The organism is Paenibacillus amylolyticus, from assembly GCF_036894225.1.
In the GTDB taxonomy this organism is placed as follows: domain Bacteria; phylum Bacillota; class Bacilli; order Paenibacillales; family Paenibacillaceae; genus Paenibacillus; species Paenibacillus amylolyticus.
This window is the reverse complement of record NZ_CP145892.1, coordinates 5,653,307-5,675,746: the sequence shown is the minus strand read 5'-3', so window position 1 is coordinate 5,675,746 and position 22,440 is coordinate 5,653,307. Positions and strand designations below refer to the sequence as shown.

25 protein-coding genes are annotated in these 22,440 nt (G+C 44.0%); 18 read left to right on the top strand and 7 right to left on the bottom strand.

Features of this window, described 5'->3' with window-relative positions; translation table 11 throughout:
• Position 1: 1 nt before the first annotated feature.
• The 4 genes from V6668_RS25165 to V6668_RS25150 all read left to right on the top strand — a co-directional run bounded on the left by V6668_RS25165 (position 2) and on the right by V6668_RS25150 (position 3,264).
• The gene (locus V6668_RS25165) at positions 2-709 is read left to right on the top strand and encodes a PspA/IM30 family protein (protein ID WP_017692315.1); all 708 of its coding nucleotides are present in this window, start codon (positions 2-4) and stop codon (positions 707-709) included.
• A gap of 150 nt (positions 710-859) precedes the next feature.
• Positions 860-1,507: a cell wall-active antibiotics response protein LiaF gene (gene liaF, locus V6668_RS25160; protein ID WP_036605686.1), complete on the top strand. Its 648-nt coding sequence runs from the start codon at positions 860-862 to the stop codon at positions 1,505-1,507.
• Between the two features lie 31 nt (positions 1,508-1,538).
• A complete protein-coding gene (locus tag V6668_RS25155) occupies positions 1,539-2,654 on the top strand; it encodes a sensor histidine kinase (protein WP_036605687.1) in 1,116 nt (371 codons plus the stop codon).
• Positions 2,596-3,264: a response regulator transcription factor gene (locus V6668_RS25150; protein WP_091020933.1), complete on the top strand. Its 669-nt coding sequence runs from the start codon at positions 2,596-2,598 to the stop codon at positions 3,262-3,264. Before V6668_RS25155 ends, V6668_RS25150 begins: the two co-directional genes overlap by 59 nt.
• Before the next feature lie 45 nt (positions 3,265-3,309).
• Here V6668_RS25150 and V6668_RS25145 read toward each other — a convergent pair whose 3' ends face one another.
• Positions 3,310-3,642, bottom strand: a complete 333-nt coding sequence (locus V6668_RS25145) for a hypothetical protein (protein WP_338707007.1) — start codon at positions 3,640-3,642, stop codon at positions 3,310-3,312.
• A gap of 29 nt (positions 3,643-3,671) precedes the next feature.
• On the opposite strand from V6668_RS25145, the gene V6668_RS25140 reads away from it, so the two are divergent.
• The 4 genes from V6668_RS25140 to V6668_RS25125 all read left to right on the top strand — a co-directional run bounded on the left by V6668_RS25140 (position 3,672) and on the right by V6668_RS25125 (position 8,897).
• Positions 3,672-4,421, top strand: a complete 750-nt coding sequence (locus V6668_RS25140) for a YwmB family TATA-box binding protein (RefSeq protein ID WP_076320408.1) — start codon at positions 3,672-3,674, stop codon at positions 4,419-4,421.
• Positions 4,422-4,636: 215 nt separating this feature from the next.
• Positions 4,637-6,187: a glucose-6-phosphate dehydrogenase gene (zwf, locus tag V6668_RS25135; RefSeq protein ID WP_076328936.1), complete on the top strand. Its 1,551-nt coding sequence runs from the start codon at positions 4,637-4,639 to the stop codon at positions 6,185-6,187.
• Between the two features lie 377 nt (positions 6,188-6,564).
• Positions 6,565-6,963 (top strand): DoxX family protein, encoded by a 399-nt coding sequence (locus tag V6668_RS25130; protein ID WP_024634146.1) that lies wholly within the window; start codon positions 6,565-6,567, stop codon positions 6,961-6,963.
• A 350-nt stretch (positions 6,964-7,313) separates the two neighbouring features.
• Positions 7,314-8,897, top strand: a complete 1,584-nt coding sequence (locus V6668_RS25125) for a peptide chain release factor 3 (RefSeq protein WP_338709003.1) — start codon at positions 7,314-7,316, stop codon at positions 8,895-8,897.
• A 226-nt stretch (positions 8,898-9,123) separates the two neighbouring features.
• Here V6668_RS25125 and sspI read toward each other — a convergent pair whose 3' ends face one another.
• Positions 9,124-9,357, bottom strand: a complete 234-nt coding sequence (gene sspI / locus V6668_RS25120) for a small acid-soluble spore protein SspI (protein ID WP_036673259.1) — start codon at positions 9,355-9,357, stop codon at positions 9,124-9,126.
• Between the two features lie 128 nt (positions 9,358-9,485).
• On the opposite strand from sspI, the gene V6668_RS25115 reads away from it, so the two are divergent.
• From V6668_RS25115 to V6668_RS25080, 8 genes are all read left to right on the top strand, one after another.
• On the top strand, positions 9,486-10,187 hold the full coding sequence (locus V6668_RS25115) for a TrkA family potassium uptake protein (RefSeq protein ID WP_338709002.1): 702 nt from the start codon (positions 9,486-9,488) through the stop codon (positions 10,185-10,187).
• A gap of 26 nt (positions 10,188-10,213) precedes the next feature.
• Entirely contained in the window at positions 10,214-11,005 is a 792-nt protein-coding gene (locus V6668_RS25110; RefSeq protein WP_338707006.1) for an RNA methyltransferase, read from the top strand.
• 220 nt (positions 11,006-11,225) lie between these two features.
• Positions 11,226-11,729: an SMI1/KNR4 family protein gene (locus V6668_RS25105; protein WP_179088731.1), complete on the top strand. Its 504-nt coding sequence runs from the start codon at positions 11,226-11,228 to the stop codon at positions 11,727-11,729.
• A 313-nt stretch (positions 11,730-12,042) separates the two neighbouring features.
• Positions 12,043-12,801 (top strand): SDR family NAD(P)-dependent oxidoreductase, encoded by a 759-nt coding sequence (locus V6668_RS25100; protein WP_076320410.1) that lies wholly within the window; start codon positions 12,043-12,045, stop codon positions 12,799-12,801.
• A gap of 60 nt (positions 12,802-12,861) precedes the next feature.
• On the top strand, positions 12,862-13,947 hold the full coding sequence (locus tag V6668_RS25095; RefSeq protein ID WP_076320411.1) for an alkene reductase: 1,086 nt from the start codon (positions 12,862-12,864) through the stop codon (positions 13,945-13,947).
• A gap of 176 nt (positions 13,948-14,123) precedes the next feature.
• Positions 14,124-15,122, top strand: a complete 999-nt coding sequence (locus tag V6668_RS25090; RefSeq protein ID WP_036673265.1) for an NADP-dependent oxidoreductase — start codon at positions 14,124-14,126, stop codon at positions 15,120-15,122.
• A gap of 61 nt (positions 15,123-15,183) precedes the next feature.
• Positions 15,184-15,762, top strand: coding sequence for a TetR/AcrR family transcriptional regulator (locus V6668_RS25085; RefSeq protein WP_338707004.1), 579 nt, complete (start codon positions 15,184-15,186; stop codon positions 15,760-15,762).
• 85 nt (positions 15,763-15,847) lie between these two features.
• Positions 15,848-16,630: an SDR family NAD(P)-dependent oxidoreductase gene (locus V6668_RS25080; RefSeq protein ID WP_036673268.1), complete on the top strand. Its 783-nt coding sequence runs from the start codon at positions 15,848-15,850 to the stop codon at positions 16,628-16,630.
• An 18-nt stretch (positions 16,631-16,648) separates the two neighbouring features.
• On the opposite strand, the gene V6668_RS25075 is transcribed toward V6668_RS25080, so the two are convergent.
• Genes V6668_RS25075 through V6668_RS25055 form a run of 5 tightly spaced genes read right to left on the bottom strand, consistent with a single transcriptional unit; the run spans position 16,649 to position 20,224 of the window.
• A complete protein-coding gene (locus V6668_RS25075; protein WP_036673271.1) occupies positions 16,649-17,248 on the bottom strand; it encodes a class I SAM-dependent methyltransferase in 600 nt (199 codons plus the stop codon).
• A gap of 34 nt (positions 17,249-17,282) precedes the next feature.
• On the bottom strand, positions 17,283-18,326 hold the full coding sequence (locus V6668_RS25070) for a sensor histidine kinase (protein ID WP_084650481.1): 1,044 nt from the start codon (positions 18,324-18,326) through the stop codon (positions 17,283-17,285).
• Between the two features lie 49 nt (positions 18,327-18,375).
• Positions 18,376-19,056, bottom strand: a complete 681-nt coding sequence (locus V6668_RS25065; protein WP_036673274.1) for a response regulator transcription factor — start codon at positions 19,054-19,056, stop codon at positions 18,376-18,378.
• A 57-nt stretch (positions 19,057-19,113) separates the two neighbouring features.
• Positions 19,114-19,680, bottom strand: a complete 567-nt coding sequence (locus V6668_RS25060; protein ID WP_036673276.1) for a class I SAM-dependent methyltransferase — start codon at positions 19,678-19,680, stop codon at positions 19,114-19,116.
• Positions 19,681-19,720: 40 nt separating this feature from the next.
• Positions 19,721-20,224, bottom strand: coding sequence for a DedA family protein (locus V6668_RS25055; RefSeq protein ID WP_036673279.1), 504 nt, complete (start codon positions 20,222-20,224; stop codon positions 19,721-19,723).
• A gap of 854 nt (positions 20,225-21,078) precedes the next feature.
• Between V6668_RS25055 and V6668_RS25050 the strand changes: the two genes are divergently transcribed.
• Together V6668_RS25050 and V6668_RS25045 are read left to right on the top strand one after the other, a co-directional pair.
• Positions 21,079-21,666, top strand: a complete 588-nt coding sequence (locus V6668_RS25050; RefSeq protein WP_076210938.1) for a sigma-70 family RNA polymerase sigma factor — start codon at positions 21,079-21,081, stop codon at positions 21,664-21,666.
• On the top strand, positions 21,653-22,402 hold the full coding sequence (locus V6668_RS25045) for a DUF3600 domain-containing protein (protein WP_338707003.1): 750 nt from the start codon (positions 21,653-21,655) through the stop codon (positions 22,400-22,402). The genes V6668_RS25050 and V6668_RS25045 overlap by 14 nt, the downstream gene beginning before the upstream one ends.
• Positions 22,403-22,440 lie beyond the last annotated feature (38 nt).

Sequence of the window (22,440 nt, the reverse complement as noted above, 5' to 3'; positions counted from 1 at the left end):
AATGGGAGTATTTAAACGGATTAAGGATATGACGAAAGCATCGGTAAATGATATGTTGGATAAAGTAGAGGACCCGATTGTAATGTTGAACCAGTACTTGCGTGATATGGAGGCTGAGATTCATGAGGCAGAGGTAACTGTTGCTAAACAAATGGCAAATGAGCGCCGCATGAAACAACGTTTGGATGAAGCGGAGCGTACTTCGGTACAACGTGAGTCCCAAGCAGAAGCTGCTCTGTCTAACGGTCAGGAAGAAGTGGCACGCAAATTGTTGGAAGAGAAAATCTACTTTGATCAAAAAATTACGGAGTACAGCGAACTGCATGCACAGTCCGAAGCACAAGCGAAAGATCTGTTGCAACAGTTGCATGATATGAAAGATGAGTTCTACAAAATGCGTAACAAACGTAATGAACTTGTATCCCGTGCACAAATGGCAAAAGCTAAAAAACAAATGTCTTCCATCAACAGCTTGCATTCGATCGAAAGTGGCGGCGCATCACTTGGATTCCACCGCATGGAAGAGAAAATCATGCAGCTGGAAGCTGAAGCTGACGTAGCTCGTGCACCTTATCGCAACACATCATCCACGTACACGAATCCTGTAGATGTGGAAAAACAGTTCAAAGTGGATCAGCAATTACAAGCCCTCAAAAATAAAATGGGCAATGGTTCCAAGAATGAAGCGAACGGAACTTCAAAAGAATAACTGTTCGCTTAGTGGACAATATGATATTCTATAAATCGTGTATAATGTACGGTTGGTAGAACAAAAGTTAAGCCATACAGGACTTCATTGCCTGGTATGGCTTTTCCGTTGAATAAAGAGAGATTAACTTACAGAGGAGGTGCGGCTGGGATGAATCAAAAGAGTAAATGGCTTGCAGTTGTCATTATGATTATTGGCACAATGATGTTATTGAATGACAATATTAACTTCCTGACCGCTGCCGCACTGATTCTGTTAACGGTTGGAATGCTTCAAGTCCGCAATGGGGATACCCGCAAAGGTCATCGGTATCTCGGCATTGGTGCGGCACTGTTATTGCTGGATAATTTAATGATTGTATTTTTGATTGTACTGGCTTCTTTAGCTTACTTTTATTCAAAAAACAAAAAGATTCATCTGGACGAAGGAGTTATGAAGAAACAGAATTTCATGGCTCGGTACTACTGGGATCAATCATCCTGGACGTTACGTAGTATGAGTCTGTGGCATGCCATAGGTGAGGTTAACGCGGATCTATCTCTTTCGATTCCGGAGGAGAAACAAACAATTGTGCTGCTGCAAGGAGTTATGGGTAATGTTCGCCTTACACTACCAGAAGATTATGGTGTGGAGATTGAAGCATCGGTTCTTTTCGGCCGGATTAATCTTCTTGGAGAACAAGATAGCGGCATGATGAACAAATTAGTATGGAGAACGCCTGGATATGAATCCAGTGAACATAAAGCAAAATTTGTAATTTCTTATATTGTTGGCGACCTAAACATCAGTAATCCGTAGTAAAATAGATGAAGAGAAGGAGGAGACCCCGATGAAGACAAAACGACATACCGACATGGTAACCCGAAGTATGGGTGAAGGGATCCTCCTGGTTTTCATTGTGCTCGCTGTTATTTTGTATGTATTGTATACATATGGTTATCTTGCTCCGTTTACAGGTTGGCGTCATCTGATTCAATCGGGTCTGGCCTTATTGCTGCTTCTGATTGGAATCGGTGCGGTCTTTGGGTTCTATCAGAGTTACCGGGTTAAACGCCGGCTCGAACTGCTGCGGGAAACACTTCTACTGTGGGAGAAGGGCTCTCTATCACGCACTGTACCTGATCTGGGCGATGATGATGTGGGCCGTTTAAGTGAGCAACTCGGACGAATCGGCAAAAAGTGGGAAGATCAGATATCTACGCTCCAGCGATTGTCTACTCATAATGCACAGCTTGCTGAACAAGCCAGAATTACGGCTATTGTGGAAGAGCGGCAACGTTTGGCACGGGAACTGCATGATGCGGTATCGCAGCAATTGTTTGCGATATCCATGACAGCAACGGCCGTTGGACGGAAGATGGAGAAGGATTTTGAACGTGCTCAGAGGCAGGTGGCTCTGATTGAGGAGATGGCTTCGGTAGCCCAGTCCGAGATGCGTGCGTTACTGTTACATCTGCGTCCAGTCTATCTGGAGGGTAAACATCTCGAACAAGGTCTGCGTGATCTGGTGATGGAACTGAAAACAAAAGTACCCATGGACATTGTGCTCGAAATGGACGAAGACATTGATCTGATCAAAGGCATCGAGAATCATCTGTTCCGGATCGTTCAGGAGGCTATGTCCAATACGTTACGGCATGCAAAAGCGGAAAAAATGGAGATACGGATCCAGCGCCGTACTGATGCGATCCGGGTATTGATTCGTGATGATGGGCAAGGCTTTGATCTGGATGAGAATAAACAAGCTTCTTACGGTCTGGCTAACATGCGTGAACGTGTTACGGAGATTGGCGGGGCCATACATTTTGTAACAGCGCCTGGTAAGGGAACGCGGATTGAGATTACGATACCTTTGATGAACGATGAAAGCGAGGAAGAACATGTCAATGGAACCGGAAGTCGAAACGGAGACGGAAACGTCGATCAAAGTATTGCTCGTGGATGATCATGAGATGGTACGTATTGGTCTTGCAGCGGTACTGGATACCGAAGATGGAATTGAAGTTGTTGGTGAAGCAGGTAGTGGAGAGGAAGGCATTCGGCTCGCACAGGAATATAAGCCTGATGTTGTTCTGATGGACCTGGTTATGGAAGGAATGGATGGTATTGAGGCTACTCGTCAGGTACTTAAAATGTATCCAGAGTGCAAAGTCATTGTATTGACCAGTTACTTGGATGATGAAAAAATGTATCCTGTCATTGAAGCAGGCGCATTCAGTTATCTGTTGAAAACATCAAGAGCCAATGAAGTGGCAGATGCGATTCGCGCAGCAGCTCGCGGGCAATCCGTTCTGGAGTCACAGGTGGCTTCGAAAATGATGAATCGATTCCGGCAGCCACAGGCAGCAGCTCCTTTGCATGATGAATTGACGGACCGGGAAATGGATGTGCTCCGATTGCTGGCTAAAGGCAAATCGAATCAGGACATCGCTGATGATCTGATCATCGGCATTAAGACAGTCAAGTTCCATGTTACAAACTTACTGGCAAAATTGGGCGTAGACGACCGTACACAGGCCGCGATCTATGCTTATAAAAACGGACTTGCAGAGTAAGCAGGATCATATGCAATAACATAATTAAGCCAAAGAACCGTGCTTTCATGTGCGGAAGTTATAGATAAGAGGACAGAAAGAACCTGAAGAAGCGAAGCTAAAAGCTTTCTGAAAGAAAGCTACTTCGGAAGCATGCACTTCGCCTTTATCCCCGGATTTACCCTTTATAAAAAGAATCAAAAAAATCTGGGGATAACAGCGATCGGAAGGTTGTTCTGTCAGCGGAGTGGCGAGTGTAAATATTGTGTAGTTCAATTTATATAGAAAATTATAAATGAAAGCTCCGATCTGCCATGGATGTGGCGGGTGGGGCTTTTTTGCTGTGTGCAGAAGAAGTATAGCTAATGCGGTAAAGGGGTATGCTGTTGATAGATTCATAGAATGCAAGAATGAAGCGGGGGATTCAAATGTTAAATCGATGGATGACAGCAGGAATCTTGGCAATAGCTATCATAATTCTTATTGGTGTGACACAGGTATACGCAGAGAAGAACGAATCCAAAGCTGCCCAACTGGAACAGTTAATCTATACTGCTGACAGTGTGATTGATAATGTGGATCGTCTAGTTATTAAATGGCAAGGAGAAGGCAAGGGAGATGCACAAGCGCAGGCCGTGTTACTGGCAAGTCACTTGGGACTTGAACCACCTGTGCGGGTACGCCAGACGGGTCATGATGTTTACCGTAGTGAAGAGATAGTCGATACGGCTACTGGAGGTGTAGGCATGTTGGTCAATGTCGTCGATACAGGAGACAATGGTTACTATGCCATCGTACAACTCTCAGGGGATGCACACACGGATCGGAAGGCATTAATGACATTACATGAAGAGGTCGATCAACTGCTTATAGACTCAGGGATGAAGGCAAGCTGGAATATGTCTGTGCAAGGTACAGCAGTTACTGCTACTGAACATGATGCGAGTCAGCAACTGGAACTGATCGAAGAACAGCTGTCCACAAAGGTGGATATCGCCTCCGTCGAACGTTATACAGATGCAGGTACTGCAAGTGTCTCTTATAAGGCGGCTGAGCTGCCCCTATCGATCAAGAGTGGCTCGCACATGTTGAATATGCAACTCGCAGTTCACCAGGTTGGAGACGAGGCCGACAATCGAATTACAGTGGGGTTTCCGGTGATTACGATTGAATATTAAGGAATGGTTTTTTCATGAATTAGGACCCAATATTGAGAATCTTTATCAGAAAAATGAGTTTGAAATAGTGCATCCATTCAGTTGATATGCTAAAATGGCATCACATCCAAGAAGGAACTTGCTGGTAATTGACAGTTGTATGTCGTGCATATATAACACCATTACATAGCTCGGGGAGAGCATGAAGGTTATCTTCCCGGAAGAAAGAGGAGCCCATGGTTGAAAAACAATTGCAAGATGAAGTACAGACACCAGGCGCAGTATTTTTCATTTTTGGAGCAACGGGTGATTTGGCCCGCCGGAAGCTGTTTCCGGCTATCTACAGTCTTTACCGTGAAGGCAAGCTTGCCGAAGACTTTGCGGTTATTGGCGTAGCACGTCGTCCGAGGTCCCCAGAAGAATTCCGGGAAGACATCTATGAATCCATTAAAGAGTTCTGCCGTTATCCAGCGGGGGAACCTGATGAGTGGAACGCTTTTGTCGATCATTTTGAATACAAAGCACTGGATATCAATAATGTGGAAGGATTCAAAGAGCTGCGTGCGCAGACGGAGCATCTGGAATCAAAGTTTAACACGCCGGGGAACCGGCTGTTCTATCTGGCACTGGCACCTGAGCTGTTTGGCAGTGTCTCGTACAGTTTGCGGGACGGTGGTATGTTAGAAAGTAAGGGTTGGAACCGTTTGGTGATCGAAAAACCATTTGGTTATGATCTGCAATCCGCCGAACATCTGAATGAGCAGATTCGTGAGGTATTCCGTGAAGAGGAAATCTATCGTATTGATCATTATCTGGGCAAGGAAATGGTGCAAAATATTGAAGTGATTCGGTTTGGAAATGCTTTTTTTGAACCGCTCTGGAATAACAAACATATTGCCAACGTTCAGATTACGCTTGGTGAAACGGTAGGCGTGGAAGAACGTGGTGGTTATTATGATCACTCCGGTGCACTGCGTGATATGGGGCAGAATCATATGCTCCAGATGCTGACGATGATTGCGATGGAACCGCCGAGTCGCCTATTCCCGGAAGACATTCGGGATGAAAAGGTGAAGGTATTACGCTCTCTACGGGCGTTCACCTCGGATGAGGAAGTGAGCAACAACGTTGTGCGGGGGCAGTATGCCGAAGGGGAGTACCGTGGCAAGCAGCTTCCGGGGTATCGCCAGGAAGACAAGGTTGATCCGCAGTCGAATACGGAGACGTATTTTGCAGCACGTGTATTCGTGGATAATTTCCGCTGGGCGGGTGTGCCATTCTACATTCGGACAGGCAAGCGACTTCCGGTGAAAACGACCGAGATCGTAGTTGAGTTCAAGTCGATGCCAAACAACGTGTACCTTGGGAAAAAGTATAAGCTCGAACCTAACCTGCTGGTCATTCGGGTGAATCCGATGGAAGGCATATATATCAAAATCAATGCCAAGAAACCAGGCTCGGATTCCGAGATTCAGCCACTCGCGATGGATTTCTGTCAGAGCTGCATGATTGGAATTAACTCGCCTGAAGCATATGAACGTCTGCTGCACGATGCGGCAGAAGGGGATTCTACGTACTTCACCCGTTGGGATGAAGTGGCAACAGCCTGGTCTTTTGTGGATCGGATTGCAGCAGCCTGGGGGCAGAATCAAGGAGAGCTTCATACGTACCCTGCTGGAACATGGGGGCCAGAAGCGACAGATAAGCTGCTGGAGCAGGACGGATTCCACTGGTGGCCGGTGAATGGTCAGGATGAGGACAGCGTGATCTGGCAAGTGAATGGTTAGGGTAGGGTAAGGGCATTAACAACAGTATTAACAACATACACAACATGACTGAGCCTGGGGAAATCGCAAATTTTGCGGTGTACCCAGGCTTTTTAGTGGGGGAAAAGGTAGGTATCCATCATAAGGAAATAAGTAATTTAAATTAAGTTGTTGACAAAAAGTAAGTATGTAACTTATACTCAACACATGAGTTAAAGAGTTACGCAAATGACAAACTTCATTCGGGCAAACGTTTCGGATAAGTTATCATTCATGAGATAAAATGTAAACCAGTTGAAGGGGTTTACGTCACAGAGAATCATGAAGAAAAAATGTGCATAATATCTTTAATCTAAGAATACTATTTTGTATATATCGAATGGAGGAAAAAGAAAATGATGTTGGATGTAGGATTGTTGTTGATTCGTTTGGTGATTGGATTGTCGTTCATGGCGCACGGGGCTCAAAAGCTGTTTGGTTGGTTCGGAGGTTACGGGATCAAGGGTACAGGTGGCTGGTTTGAGTCGATGGGCATGAAGCCCGGTGCATTGGTGGCGTTGCTGGCTGGACTCGCGGAATTCGGTGGCGGATTGCTGTTGGCTCTGGGTCTGCTTACACCAGTAGGTGGCATTCTGATTGCATTGACGATGGTCATTGCCATTGTGAAAGTCCATGGAGCGAACGGATACTGGTCCACACAGAACGGATTCGAATATAATCTCGCGATTCTGGTGATTGGTGTAGCGCTGGCATTGACAGGTGGCGGACAATACGCGCTGGATGCATTGATTTTCTAAAACCGATAAATAAAAATGAATGAGGAGTGCCTGGATGCCATGGAAATGGCTGAAGGGTGCTTTTTTTGCAAGTGAAAAGAGAAGAATCTGCGGTAGTAATCGGTTATTTTCGGTACAGATTATGGTACAATAGGAGAGTTGGGTTAAGAAGCAGTTCACGGTATACATGAAAGCACAGATTTGAGGAGGATGAACTCCATTGTAAATGTGTAAAATTAATCTAGTGTGTAAAAACCTAGTACGTAAAAACTCGTGTACAATCAACCGGCCTCGCCGGATTGCATAAAGATTGAATGATGGACCGGCCATGCCGGATTAACGTGAATGAACGGACGAAAGGGATTAAACCTATGAGCAAAGCTGCAAATGATATTCTTCAACAGGAAGTGGACAAACGCCGGACGTTTGCCATTATCTCTCACCCGGATGCGGGTAAAACTACATTGACCGAGAAACTGTTGCTGTTCGGGGGCGCGATTCGCCTTGCGGGAACGGTAAAAGCTCGGAAAGCCAGCAAACACGCAACAAGTGACTGGATGGAAATTGAGAAACAACGGGGGATCTCGGTTACCTCTTCCGTAATGCAATTTGATTATCTGGATCATCGCGTCAACATTTTGGATACACCGGGTCACCAGGATTTCAGTGAAGATACGTATCGTACACTGACGGCTGCCGATAGCGCGGTGATGTTGATTGACGTGGCAAAAGGTGTCGAGGCACAAACGATCAAGTTGTTCCAGGTATGTGCGAAGCGCGGCATTCCAATCTTTACGTTTATCAACAAACTCGACCGTGAGGGTAAAAGCCCATTTGACCTGATGGAAGAACTTGAAAATGTACTGGGTATTCGTTCGGTTCCGATGAACTGGCCTATTGGTACAGGTCGCGAGCTGTGTGGTGTCTATGACCGGATGAAAAATCAGGTGGAGTTGTTCCAAGGGGACGATCACTCAACGATCAAAGTACAAAAGGTAGATGGCTACAAAGATCCGATTATCCGTGAGATGGCAGGAGAATACCTGCATGATCAATTGTGTCAGGATCTGGAGTTGCTGGATATCGCGGGCGACCAATTCGACATGGAGAAAGTTCAACACGGCGAATTGACACCTATTTTCTTCGGTAGTGCGATTAACAATTTCGGCGTACAGACTTTCCTGGAGAACTTCCTGGAACTGGCACCGAAGCCTGAACCACGTCGCAGTACGGCAGGAGAGATTCAGCCAACGAATGAAAAATTCAGCGGTTATGTGTTCAAGATTCAGGCAAACATGAACCCGGCACACCGGGATCGTATTGCGTTCCTTCGTATTGTGTCAGGCAAGTTCCAACGTGGAATGAGTGTGAAGCATACTCGTGTGGGCAAAGAAATCAAGCTGTCACAGCCACAGCAATTCCTGGCACAAGACCGGGATATTGTCGAAGAGGCATATGCTGGCGATATTATCGGTTTGTTCGATCCGGGTATTTTCCGGATTGGCGATTCACTGAGCCAAGGCAGCGAAGTTATTTTTGAGGAATTGCCAACGTTCTCCCCAGAGATTTTCGCCAAAGTTACTGTGAAAAATGCATTGAAACATAAACAGTACCAAAAGGGAATTGATCAGTTGACGGAGGAAGGAACCATTCAGGTGTTCCAGACGGCAAGTTTCGACGAGACTATCCTCGGCGTAATTGGTCAACTTCAGTTCGAGGTATTTGAATACCGGATGAAAGGCGAGTATGGGGTAGACGTACTATTACAACGCATGCCTTATCAGTTCGCTCGCTGGATCGTGGACGAGAATCTGGACCCAAGCAAATTCCGGATTAACTCTGCGCTTGTAAAAGATAAAAAAGGAAATTATGTAGTGCTCTTCGAAAATGAGTACGCAATGAGAACGGCTATGGATAAAAATCCTACAGCTCAATTCCTGGAGACTGCGCCTTAAGTGAAGACAAAAGTATTTCGTGGGAATTGTTAAAAAATTAGTTAAACGTGACAAGCTCATGTGATGAGATAGCTTGTTAAAAATAAGATCCCTCCGCCAATTGGCGGAGGGATCTATTGCTATACACCTTACCTGGAGGCGGGTATGATCCAGCCGAATAAGGGAAAGCTTTCTTTTGCAGACAGAACAAACGTAATGATGGTTACCTTACCCTCCAATGCTTCACTTAGCGAAGCGGTTGAACGGGAATGGTGTGCAGATGCTCCTGCGCGATTTGAATGAGTTCTTCCTGCTTGGCAGGTTCTGTGTTCTTCCAGATCATCTCGAAAATGGCGCCAAGTCCAGGTAATGCAGCTTCCGGTCCATCTACTGAACCTTCAATCATCTCCCGGAGCTGATCATCACTCTTGTCATGAACTTTATGAACAATCGCTTCACGCAGGCTTAATGTAATGGGCATCGCAATTCCCTCCTCGTATATTCGGCTGCTCTAATACTGTTCCCTGGGAAGCGCGAGCGCATTCAAGTTTATCGGGCTTTGTGGTATACTACGAAGGATTATTTACGTTAGCATGGGTATCCGTAATGATGCGTCATGCTGAAGAGCAGCGGGAGGTTAAGACCCTAATGGCCAAGAAACAGTATGCCGTAATTGGTATGGGACGATTCGGATCAAGTGTTGCCAATGCACTGAGTGGCATGGGATTCGACGTGCTGGCAATTGATGCGGACGAGCAGCGGACTCAGGAAATGTCCAATGTGGTGACCCATGCGGTATCGGCAGATTCAACAGATGAAGAAGCGCTGCGTGCGCTGGGCATACGGAATTTCGACGTTGTCGTTGTGGCGATTGGTGAAGATATACAGGCGAGTATTCTGACAACCCTGATATTGAAAGATATGGGTGTACCCGTTCTGATCGTAAAAGCCCAAAATGAGCTTCATGGTAAGGTATTGCAGAAGATTGGGGCGGATAAAGTCATCTATCCTGAGCGGGATATGGGACTGCGCGTAGCCCATCATCTGACCTCGCCTAATATACTGGATTACATCGAGTTATCTGAGGATTACAGCATTTTGGAGATGAGAGCCTCCGAGCAAATGATCGGTAAAAACCTGATGGAATTAAACATCCGTGCACGTTTTGGTTGTAACGTGATGGCGATCCGCAGTGGGAACTCGATGAACATCTCGCCGTACGCTGAGGATCGGATCGAAGCTGGAGATATGCTGATCATTGTGGGTCACAAGGATCATTTGACGAAAATGGAGCTTGCGTATCCGAAGTGATGGATGCAGATGGGAAGGATGGAAAGATGGATATTGTATCACCGCAAAATACACGTGTAAAAGAATGGGCGCAGTTGCTGGAGAAAAAGCATCGTACCCGTCAACATAAATATATCATTGAGGGCATTCATCTGGTACAGGAAGCATTGCGCGCCGGAGCAGATCTGGAGTGTATTGTGTACGATGGAGAGCAAGGCGTACCGAATGAGCTTGCCGGGCTTGAAAACCCGCTTCAGCGTGTGGAGTGGGTTAGTGTATCTCCTGCGGTTATCGCCAAATGTACGGATACGATGACGCCACAGCCTGTATTCGCGATTGTGCGTAAAGGCAGTGAGCCACTGGAAAGCCTGATCGCAGGAGCACGTGGGCTTGTCGTTGTGCTGGACGGAGTTCAAGACCCGGGTAATGTGGGGACGATCATCCGTAGTGCGGACGCAGCTGGAGCCGCTGGGGTCGTACTTGGCGCGGGCTGTGCTGATGTGTATAACCCAAAGACGATTCGTTCGACGATGGGGTCATTGTTTCATTTGCCCATTGTGGAGGGCCAGTTGGAATCCTTGCTTCCCGAAGCGAAGGCTGCGGGCGTGAAGCTGGTAAGTACTTCTTTGCAGGCAGAGCATTCATGTTATAGTTATGATTTTACGCAGTCGGTATGGCTTGTCATTGGTAACGAAGGCAAGGGTATCTCGGATTCTACGGCACGTTTGGTGGATGATGCGATTACGATTCCGATGCAAGGACAGGCTGAGTCACTTAATGCGGCAATGGCGGCAACGATTTTGTTGTTTGAGGCGATGAGACAGCGGATATTTAACTAACTAATAATTCCTGTCCATTTCCCAATTAACTGTCCCTAACTAAAATTAACTTTCCGCAACTCACCAAAGGCTGGAACCTGGTTGCCGCTTTTCTCGGGCCATGTTCCCAGTCTTTTTGTCTTTCTTTTTGAAGCACCACAGCAGGGATTTTCCATTCAAATCCCGAATAGGTGATATAGTTTCTATTTCTTAAGCTGATGGGCAGGTGTATGAATTGGAAGTGAATAATGGAAAAGGAAACACTCACTTTAGGGAATTTATGACTTGGGCCGGGGAAAAAGGCTGGGACATAATGAGTAAATCCGGTTCGCAGTCACATTTAAACAGCAGCATTACTTCAAGATATAAAGGACTTCCAGATGAATATTTAGAATTTCTAAATGTAGTTGAAAAATGCGTTGCACCGGATGAGCAAACCTGGTTTATTTGTGAGGCTGAGTTCAACAATAGCACGGAGACCGCATTCCAATGGAATGAATTTGAAATGCTTAGTTTGGAGGCAGCAGAGGGTGATTCTATTTGGCAGTCAGAGATAACGGCCTGGTGGGATCATCACTTACCGATCGTAATGTCTGTGGAGGATGGATATTCCTTCTATGCCATTGACTTAACAACCGACAATGGGGCTATTGTACGTGGATGTGAGCCGGAATTTGAAGAGGTTGAAAAGGTATCCGATTCGTTTGGAGAATTTCTGGCATGGATGATGTCGAATTCAGATTAGCGTAGCTAGGAAAGGTTGATGGTTATACTTGTGGCCAGCGGCCTGACATTAGATTATTAAATTAAAGAACTTATGAAACGATATAGGAATTCTTAATTTATGATATAAAAAATGGTATATATAGCGTGATTTTAGTCTCATTTAAGTGTGTTCCAAGCATATTTTCTATATATAAAATAATTGTTTACTGTTCGTTCTAGAAATGATATGCTAACAGCAAGTTAGATCTAACTACTTTTTTTTGCACAATAAAGAACGATCGTTCTAAAAACTGAAATTACACTAATCTGAAGAATATAAGGGAGAGAATAAGATGAAATACACCGTAATCACAGGAGCAAGTTCAGGAATTGGATATGAAACAGCATTGGCATTTGCAGCACGGGGTAAAAACTTGATTTTGGTAGCTAGAAGATTGGATAAGCTTGAAGAACTTAAATCGACTATTCAGGGTATCGATCCTAAAGTGAATGTTGTCGTACACACAAGCGACCTGTCTGTTACCGCAGAGGCGTACACGCTATATAACGATTTGAAGGAATATCAGATTGAGACTTGGATCAATAATGCAGGGCTCGGAGAAGGCTCGTTCATTGCTGAACAGAATTTGGATAAAGTGGAGACGATGCTGCGTGTTAACATCGAATCTTTGACCATTCTATCTACACTGTATGTGCGAGATTATGCGAATGTGGAAGGCACTCAATTGATCAACGTCTCATCCGCACTCGGATATGCCATTGCTGTAGGCAGTGTTGCTTATTCTGCATCGAAATACTACGTTAGTGCCTTCACAGAAGGTCTTGCCAAAGAACTGGAACTGAAAGGTGCAAAACTAAAAGCGAAGATCCTGGCACCAGCGATCACGGAAACAGAATTTGTGCAAAAATCAATAGATGCTGAAGGATTTGATTACAAAGCGAATATGCCCAAATATCACACAGCTAAAGAAATGGCAGGCTTCATGATCGATCTGTATGATCACAATGAAGTGGTTGTAGGGATTGTAGATCAGAACTATGATTTTCAGCTGACAGGTGCAATCTACCCGGTGATTTCAGAATTGAATTAATACAGCAGAATCCAGAGGATACATCTACAAAATCTCAAATAAGAAGAGGAGTACATCCAAATGGAAAAGATATGGAGTAAAACAAAGATTGGTAACATGGAATTGTCTCATCGACTAGCAATGGCACCTATGACACGCAGTAGAGCACAAGAAGATGGTACACCTGGAGAGTTGGCGGCACTTTATTATGCTCAGCGCGCAACGATGGGACTTCTGATTACGGAAGGAACGCAACCTTCCGATGATGGACAGGGATACTTGTGGTCACCTGGCATCTACACCGATAAGCATATTGATGGATGGAAAAAGGTAACGGATGCGGTGCATGAAGCTGGCGGATATGTATACATCCAATTAATGCATGCGGGTCGCATGTCACATCCGGACAATACCCCGCATCATCGTCAACCGGTTGCTCCATCAGCAATCGCACCGGGTGTAGAAATGTTTACGGCTACAGGGATGCAGGATATCCCCGTTCCCCGGGAATTGAGTCAGGAGGATATTCAAACGACCATTGCCGATTTCCGAAAAGCAGCAGCCGCAGCGATCGAAGCAGGGGCGGATGGCGTTGAAATTCATGGGGCCAACGGATACTTGATCAATCAATTTTTAGGAGAAAATTCGAATACACGCACAGATGAGTATGGCGGATCTATTGAAAATCGTGCTCGCTTTGCGATTGAAGTAACCAAAGCCATTGTGAAGGAAATAGGTGCAGAACGGACAGGCTTCCGTATCTCACCAGGCACACCACTGGGTGGAATTCAAGATGGCGAACAAGGTCCTGAACTGTATCGCTATCTTGTAGAAGAATTGGCTCAATTGGATTTGGCTTACCTTCATGTTATGCATCTTGGAGATGAACAACTGCTCCAAGACATTCGTTCGATCTGGCAAAATCCATTGTTGGTCAATCGGGCTGGAAGAACGTTGGAGGATCTCAGTGTCGATTTAGATCGTGGTCTCGCTGATGTGGTACCGGTTGGTGTATGGTCCTTAGCTAATCCAGATTTGGTGGAACGACTTCGACAAGGTGCGCCACTGAATGAAGCAGATACGACAACATTCTTTGGATTGGGAAGTAAGGGCTACACGGATTACCCTACGTTGGAAGAATTAAAGTCGCAAGAGGGGCTACACTAGCACAAAGCATGGAGCATGGCGTACAACTGAATACTGCGCACCATGTTACTACATAAGTTGAACTAATCATTTTACACGATAACAGCGAATGGAAGGTTGTTCTGTCATCGTAGTATCAGTGTAAATAATCTTTAGTTCAACTTATGTAGTCTATAAGCAAAGGAAGAGGATAAATGATGAGAGCAGCTCAAATACAGAAATACTCTAAAAAAATCCAGGTGGAAATTAATGATATTGCGACACCTCAGATCCAGAGCCATGAGGTTCTTGTCAGAGTAAAAGCAGCGGGTGTAAATCCACTGGATATCTTGAATATGAATGGCAGTGTTCGGATGATTGCCGACTATACGTTACCTTTAACTTTAGGGAATGAATTATCGGGTGTCATTGAAGCTGTCGGTGATGATGTTTTGAATTTTAAAGTGGGTGATAAGGTTTATACAAGGTTACCTCTGAATAAAATTGGTGCTTTTGCTGAATATGCGGCTGTACATGAGGATGCTTTATCCATGATGCCTGAAAATCTGTCTTTTATCGAAGCTGCTGCAGTACCCCTTACTGCCTTGACCGCGTATCAAGCATTGCATGATGTGCTCCGAGCGGAATCGAATAAAAAGTTGTTTATTCCTGGCGGAACCGGGGGATTCGGTGCGATGGCTATCCCGATTGCCAAGTCTATGGGATTAACGGTGATTACAAGTGGCAGTGAAAGGGGCAGAGCACGTAGTTTATCTATTGGAGCAGATCAATTCATTGATTATAAGACCGAGCACTATGCTGATATTCTGTCCAATATTGATTATGTGATCGACACCTTGGGTGCGGACGAGATCAAAGCTGAACTGAGCATTTTGAAACCACAGGGGAAATTAGTCTCTTTGAAGGCAGGACCCAATTATCGCTTTGCAGTGGACAGTCAATTCCCGTTGTGGAAAAGAGCATTGTTTGGTCTCGTAGGTGCACGCCTGGATTCTTTAGCGCGTAAGAATCAAAATGAATATCGTTTTTTATTTGTGCATTCCAGTGGGATCCAATTGCAAGAAATCACTTCTCTTGTAGAAAAAGAAGACATTAAACCTTCGATCGATTCTACGTATACGTTTGATGACATTGAAAAGGCATTGATTAAAGTGTCCACGGGTCACTCCCAGGGCAAAGTCATTGTTACCTTTTAAGGGCTCGTTAAGATCATCCTTATGCTATTCAATGTTTGTTTTCTGAACAGGAGGGAAGCCAATGGCGAGAAGCAAAGAGTTCGAAGAGTCTGTTGTACTGGATAAAGCGATGAGACTTTTTTGGAAACAGGGCTATGAGAAGACGTCTATGACGGATCTGGTTAATCATATGGGAATTCATCGTAAAAGCTTGTATGACACATTTGGTGATAAACATACCTTGTTTCTAAAGTCAGTAGATCTGTATGATCACAAAATCAGCTCCGCTCTTGCAGCAGGCGTAAAGCGTTCTAAAACGGCAACGGAAGCACTTCAGTTTATATTTCTTTCTTTAATTCATGGAGAGGAATCTCCAGCATCAGGCTGCTTCATTGTTAATTCGACGGTAGAATTGGCGGCACGTGATAAAGACATGAACCACCGATCGACGGAGATGTTTGCAAATACGGAGAAACTAATCAAGGACATTATGGTGTGGGGACAGCAAGAAGGTGAATTCACAACGGAGTACAACGCCGAGGTATTGGCGGAATATCTGCATAACATAAGCATTGGTTTAAGGGGGATGGCCAAGACTTCGATGACCAAGGAAAAACTGCTTCGTATAGCGATACTATCCATAGATCTCATACGAAGGTAGTCTATTTGTTACTATTATAGAATGTTCATTCTAATTGATGTTCCAGATGAAACATATTTTATAGAAAAGAGAGGCAGGTCACGATATGAGAAAGACAGTTCTAATCACAGGGGTATCGGGTGGGATCGGTAAAGAGTTAGCTGATCGGTTTGCCAAAGGTGGACATCATATTGTGCTGGTAGCACGAAGTGAGGGTAAAATACAGGGTCTAGCTCAGGAGTATCGGAAAAAGTATGGCATTCAGGCGACGGTTATTGCCAAAGATGTAGCGGCGCCTGGGGTACCACAGGAGATTTATAGTGAGCTGAAAGAAAAGGGCATTGTTGTTGACTATCTTGTCAATAATGCAGGCTTCGGTCTGTTCGGGACGTTTATGGAAACGGATATGGAACAAGAAGTCAATATGATCGATGTGAATATAACGGCTTTAACCGTCATGACAAAACTGTTCTTGCCGGGGATGATCGAACGTGGGCACGGCGGCGTGATGAATGTGGCTTCGTTGGTAGGCTTTTTCCCTGGACCGATGATGTCAGTGTATTATGCGACCAAGGCATACGTGCTATCGTTCACTGAGGCTTTGGAGAATGAAGTAAGCGGAACTGGGGTTACGGTGACAGCACTGTGCCCAGGCCTGACATCTACCGGATTTGTGGATCGTTCGGGTATGGGTGTCTCGAAGATGTTGCAAGGCCCAATCATGGAAGCTGGACAGGTGGCGCAAGAAGGGTATCAAGGCTTCTTGCGTGGCAAGACATTAATTATGCCTGGTGCTCGGAACCGATTCATCGCGTTTATGCCGCGGTTGTTGCCGCGTAAGATGATGACTCGCATAATTAGATTCTCACAGGACAAGACAGGACATTAAACATATAAAGAGGATAAATCAAGTCTTCCTCAAGTCGATCGTTACACGTTGTCCTTCATCTTGTCTTTTACGACAAACATATACAAAAACAGGAGGGAAGCTGAAGGGCACAAATTGAATTTTCTCCATCTCAAATAACTCAGCTAATTGTTTCCTCATATGAAGGGAGTACTGGTATAAAACTAACGTGCCTCCAGGTCGGAGCGCTGTATGGATCTGTGACAGGATATTTTGTCTCATTTCTCTGGAAAAATTAAAAAAGGGCAGTCCGCAAACGATGCTATCCAACTGATGGATATATTCTTGATTGATCCTTTTTAATAGATAGGATGCATTGGAATGGAACATGAATTCAGAATATGTTTTCTTCAGATTACTTCTCATTTTGGGGTCTCTTTCAAATAAAAACACGGTTGCAGATTTCGGTAAATGTGCTCTCATGAGACGTGTGACGGCCCCTGTTCCTGGCCCCAGCTCAGCAATGGTTCTTACCTCATCCCATCGTACAGACTGGACAATTTTCTTAGCCAAAAATTTGGAGCTGGGCAGGAGACTGCCTACTCGTTTGGGGTTCCTCAGAAATCCTTGCAGGAAAAGAAGTGGTTCGGATGTTTTCATCGCGGTATCCTCCATTATCAATGCTATTGATGTTTCACTGAATGTTAGAAGGCAAGCTTAGTTGGAATATAAATACGTTACGCGTATGTTTTAGTGTTAAAGTCCCCTGATGTAAATCCGCAATGTTTCTCGCAATAGAAAGTCCCAGACCAGATCCTGATTGAATACCTTCGCTATTCCTCGAATAATCCACCTTATAAAAGCGATCAAACAGTCTGTTTTTTTGTTCTATCGTTAGTGGTATGCCTTTATTCTCTACTTCAATGGTAACGTGATTATGCTGCACACTCATTCGAACATGAATCGTGCCCGGTTTAAAGGAATACTTTAGTGCATTCATGAGGAGATTGTCGATAGCTCGAGCGATCTTATCACTATCCAGGGAAACCATGATTGGAGCATTACCGAGTTTTTTTTCAATACGAATCCCATGCTCCTGAGCTAAAGGTTCGAATTCAAACAACAATTGGTCCAATAGCTGACAGAGGTCAACATTTTTCAAATCCAATCGGGTGTTCACTTCGTTAAGACGCGTATATTCAAATAAATCATCGAGTAACTTCTTCAAATGCGTTGCTTTGTTATAGGTGTTTTGTATGAAACGGTCATACTCCGCTTTGTCTTGAAATGATTCTGATTTGAGAAGCTCAATATAGCCAATTATGCTGGTAAGCGGTGTACGCAGGTCATGTGAGATGCCAGTGATTAGGTCCATCTTGGATTGCTCCAATTCACGTTCTTTAGCAATCTGTTGCTTTAACTGTTCTGTCATGTGATTAATGTTGGAAGCGACGCGCCCAAGTTCATCTTGTCGATTAACGGGCACCCTGTAATTCAAATTTCCTTCAGATATGATTTGAAGCCCTTGTTCTAATGTAATGAGATCTCTCACAATTTTTCGTGTGGAAAACAAAAAAATTAATGTGAAAATTACGATGAAGATTGGTGTTAGAACGTAAGGAAAGATGTAGAGAAGCGAAGGCCAATTAAATCTTTCACTAATTTTTGCGGCAGCTATGATTAACATATTATTTACACCCACAGAGCCAACAAACGAAATCAATAAACTGATCAACATTTGATATAGGATGTTAATCTGTATCTTTTTTTTAAACTGTGGTAATCGTTTAATCAATTTTATATCCCACTCCCCATACCGTTTTAATGTACTGAGGTTCCCGCGGATTTACTTCCAATTTCTCTCGCAGATTACGAATGTGGACCATCACCGTATTATCCGAATACCCGTAAGGTTCTTTCCATACAGTTTCGTAAATTTTCTCGGAGCTAAATACTTGTCCAGGATGGCTGGCAAGCAGCACCAGAATGGAAAACTCTAATGGTGTAAGCGAAATGTCATTATCTTTGAGCTTCACAGAATGTTTACTTGTATCAATGACAAGGTCCTTGATCAGGATAAGTGAATTGAATTCGGCTTTGCCAATCAGGGTTTGACGTCGTAACTGAGCTTTAACGCGAGCCAGTAACTCTAATGGATTAAACGGTTTGACCATATAATCATCAGCCCCGGTAGTCAGGCCCGTGATTTTATCAATGTCTTCTTCCTTGGCGGATAGCATTATAATCGGAGTGGCTGATACTTCTCTTATTTTGAAGCAGGCTTTAATTCCATCCATAATGGGCATCATAACATCCAGAATAACGAGTTGAACCGATGTTGTTTTGATAATATTTAGCGCTTCCTCACCATTGGCTGCTTCAATGACATGATATCCTTCGTTACGTAAATAGACATGAATGACATCCCGGATATCGGGTTCATCATCAACAACGAGAACGGTATTCATAATTCAACACTCCTTAAAAATTAGGATAACATCAGTGTAAACGATCGTCTGGAATGTTTAAATTGTTTCCTTTTTGCGACAGACATAAACGAACGCAGGTGGGATATTCAAAGGCACTAATTCTATTTTTTCGATGATAAAGTGTTCGGATAATGTTTTTTTCATTTGAAGTGAATATTGAAAGGCGATGAATAACCCTCCAGGTTTGAGTGCCTTATAGATCTGGTCTACCAACGTATTTCTTAATTCAGGCTCAAAGTTGAAGAAGGGCAGTCCGCTAAAAATGTAATCCAGTTGCTGAACGCCCTCTTGATTCATGGATTCTACCAATCGAGCAGCGTCTGGATAACAGGAGAACTCCGGGTATGCCGTCTGAAGAGTATTCCTCATCGTTTCGTTCATCTCAAACAATAGGACTTTGGTGGAATCGTGTACTTGTTGATGAATATAACGAGTGATCGGACCTGTACCCGATCCAAGCTCGGCGACAGCTTTTGCCTCTAGCCAAGAGGCTTGCTTCACCATTTTGCTGGCGAGAAACCGGGAACTGGGTATGATACTGCCGACATGTTTAGGGCTTTGCAGAAAGCTTTTCAAAAATAAAACAGGTTCATTGGAATTCATAGGGTTCCTCCATAATGTGATGGTATGTTATCCAAACCAGTTAGAAATGTAATAAATGAAGCGTAGATAGAATGGGGCCACCGAAGTGAATTCCCGCTGTAAAATACGTTATGGTCCATAACAAAGCACTGGAATAGGAGATAAGAGCAAATTTTCTATACTGCACGCCACTGAGTCCCATCACCAAAGGGAGAACATACCGCACGATTGGAATGAACAAACCGACGCACATCGCCCAATTGCCACTTTTATTCAGAATCAGTTCAGCCTTAACGAAGTGTCTATGATGTTGAAATCTGTGTTTTATCTTGGTTCCAAATAACTTCCCTGCAAAATAAGCAAAGGTAATGGCCGTTAATAGTCCTGATAAAATACAGAAGTATGTGATCCATGAATTGATAACTCCTGTATGACTCAAAATGGCACCGCTGATAATCGTGATTTCATTTGGGATTGGAATACCGAAAGGCCCTAATGAGAAGGCAAAATAAAAAATCAGATAACCATACTGATGAAGTAGCTCTAAGATCGTATTACTGATCATTGTTTTGCCTCCTCTCTTGTTGATATAGCAATCTTAATTAAAAAAACTAAGGAATTAATGAGCATAAATCTAAAGAAAATCTAAAGAATACATAAGCAAAACCAAACTGCGTTCAAGAGAAAAAGCCTTGCCAACTTACTAGCAAGACTTGAACAGGTAGAACTATTCAGAAGCGGTGATCAAGTGATATGAATTTCTGAATATCAAATAAAGTTTGCCTCAAAAAGTAACGTATAGGCGAGCTCGAGTTGATTACCTATATCTTTATCTGCAAGGAAGAGGATGATCAAAGAAGAGCCGAGACGTCATAATGACGACTCAGCTCTGTTTTGATGTCCCAGGGGATCAGACTTCTTTGAATCAGCTTATTGTAGGAAGTAGAACCAGTTAAATTTTTTACCAGCAACAAAAAACAAAACAATCCATCCCCATAGAAACAACAAACGTAAAGGTCGTGGAATCAGGAGATATTCTGAGTACAATTTGCTGAAAAGTTTCATTACAGTAGTGACCACCCCTGCTAAGTTACTCCCTTATATCCGCTTTCGAAAGAAAAAGAGACGATAAGATAACCAATATCCCAATAAGTCTGTATACCGTGGCGTAGGCCTCGAAGTAGCTTCTGGCGATTACCAATCCGATGATCGAAATAAGATAATAGCAAAAGACCAAAGGGAATCTTATAACTCAGATGCAGAAACTCCAATTATAACAAAATTAGGTATATTATATCATGATAAACACCAAAGTACCTTTTTGTATCAGATTCAGCCATACCTACTCATTCAATAAATAAATCGAACGATATGATGCTGGCATGCCAATATATAGTGTAAGGAGGAGGGGAATGGATAATGAGTGAACAAGATGAGTACATAGAACTTGTAACGTTAATACGGGCGGGGCATGAAGAAGCATATGGAGAATTATATGAGAAAACAGTGACGAGGATATATCAAACTGTGCGATTTCTCATCAAGGACAAGTCTGATGCGGAGGATGTAGTACAGGAGATTTACATTCAGGCGTATCGATCATTGGCGCGATATGATGCGGAGCGTGCTTTTCGTCCCTGGTTGATGGGGGTGACGATGCGACAGGTTCAGAGTTATCGACGCAAAAGATTGATGCAGTTTCGGTTTGGTAAGCGGATCGAGAAATCTGACGTTGGACTAGAATATGATTTTTCCACTGATCTGGTCAACAAACTGGCAAATCGTCCTCTCCTGGAACAGGTGCGTCGTTTGCCGTACAAGCTGCAGCAGGTGGTTACACTTCATTATTTGAATGAATACACGCAAGAGGAGATTGCTGGCATATTGGAGATTCCGATTGGAACCGTAAAATCGCGTATACATGCGGCGCTGGCGAAATTAAGACAGAAAGAAAAGATGAATCCAAGGTTGCGGGGAAAGGTGGAGGATCTGCATGAAACTCGATGAACAGTTGCGAACAGCCTACCAGGAAGAGACCAAAGACTGGTCCGTTCCTACGAGGATTAAAAATAAAATGATGGATGGTATTCGAAATGATTCACACTTCAGAAGAAATCGAAAAAAATGGCTGGTCACTGGACTATTAGCTGTTGTGCTCATTATACCCACCGGAGCCTACGCAGGATACACCTATCTCGCAGACGGAATATATGGTTCACAGGAGAATATCAAAGCTATGGGGGGAACAGCTGAAGATTATATGAGGTTGGAAGCAAAGCTGCAGACGGCCAAGGCCCATTTCAGCGAAGAAGAATTTGTTCAATATATGGACTTGCTGAAGCAATTAGGGCAAATGGCCGTGAAGTATGCCGATTCTCAGGGCAATATGCATCCAGAGCAGTGGAGTACAGTGGAGCAGGAACGATATAACCTTCTTGTAGCCGAGCTGGAACCGTTTTTCGAGAAGCTGGAAGCTGTGAGTACTGCTTCACAAAAGGATCCTATGAATGAGCAACAATTCTGGACGGAGCAGTTGGCGCGGGCGGAGGAGATGTTAACTAAAGAGGAGTTTACCGAGTTCAAATCTGTGTATGAACAAATGAAGGCGTATGAAGTGATGGTGGTAGACAAGGATGGAAGCATTCATGATGAGCGCTTGTCAGTGGAACAGAAGGATGATTTGAGGCAATTAAGAGAGCGACTTATTCCGTATTTGGAGAAGTTGGGGCTTGATGTGCGGTGAAGCAAGTGAAATCGGTTTGTACGAGAAGAAGCGGAGAA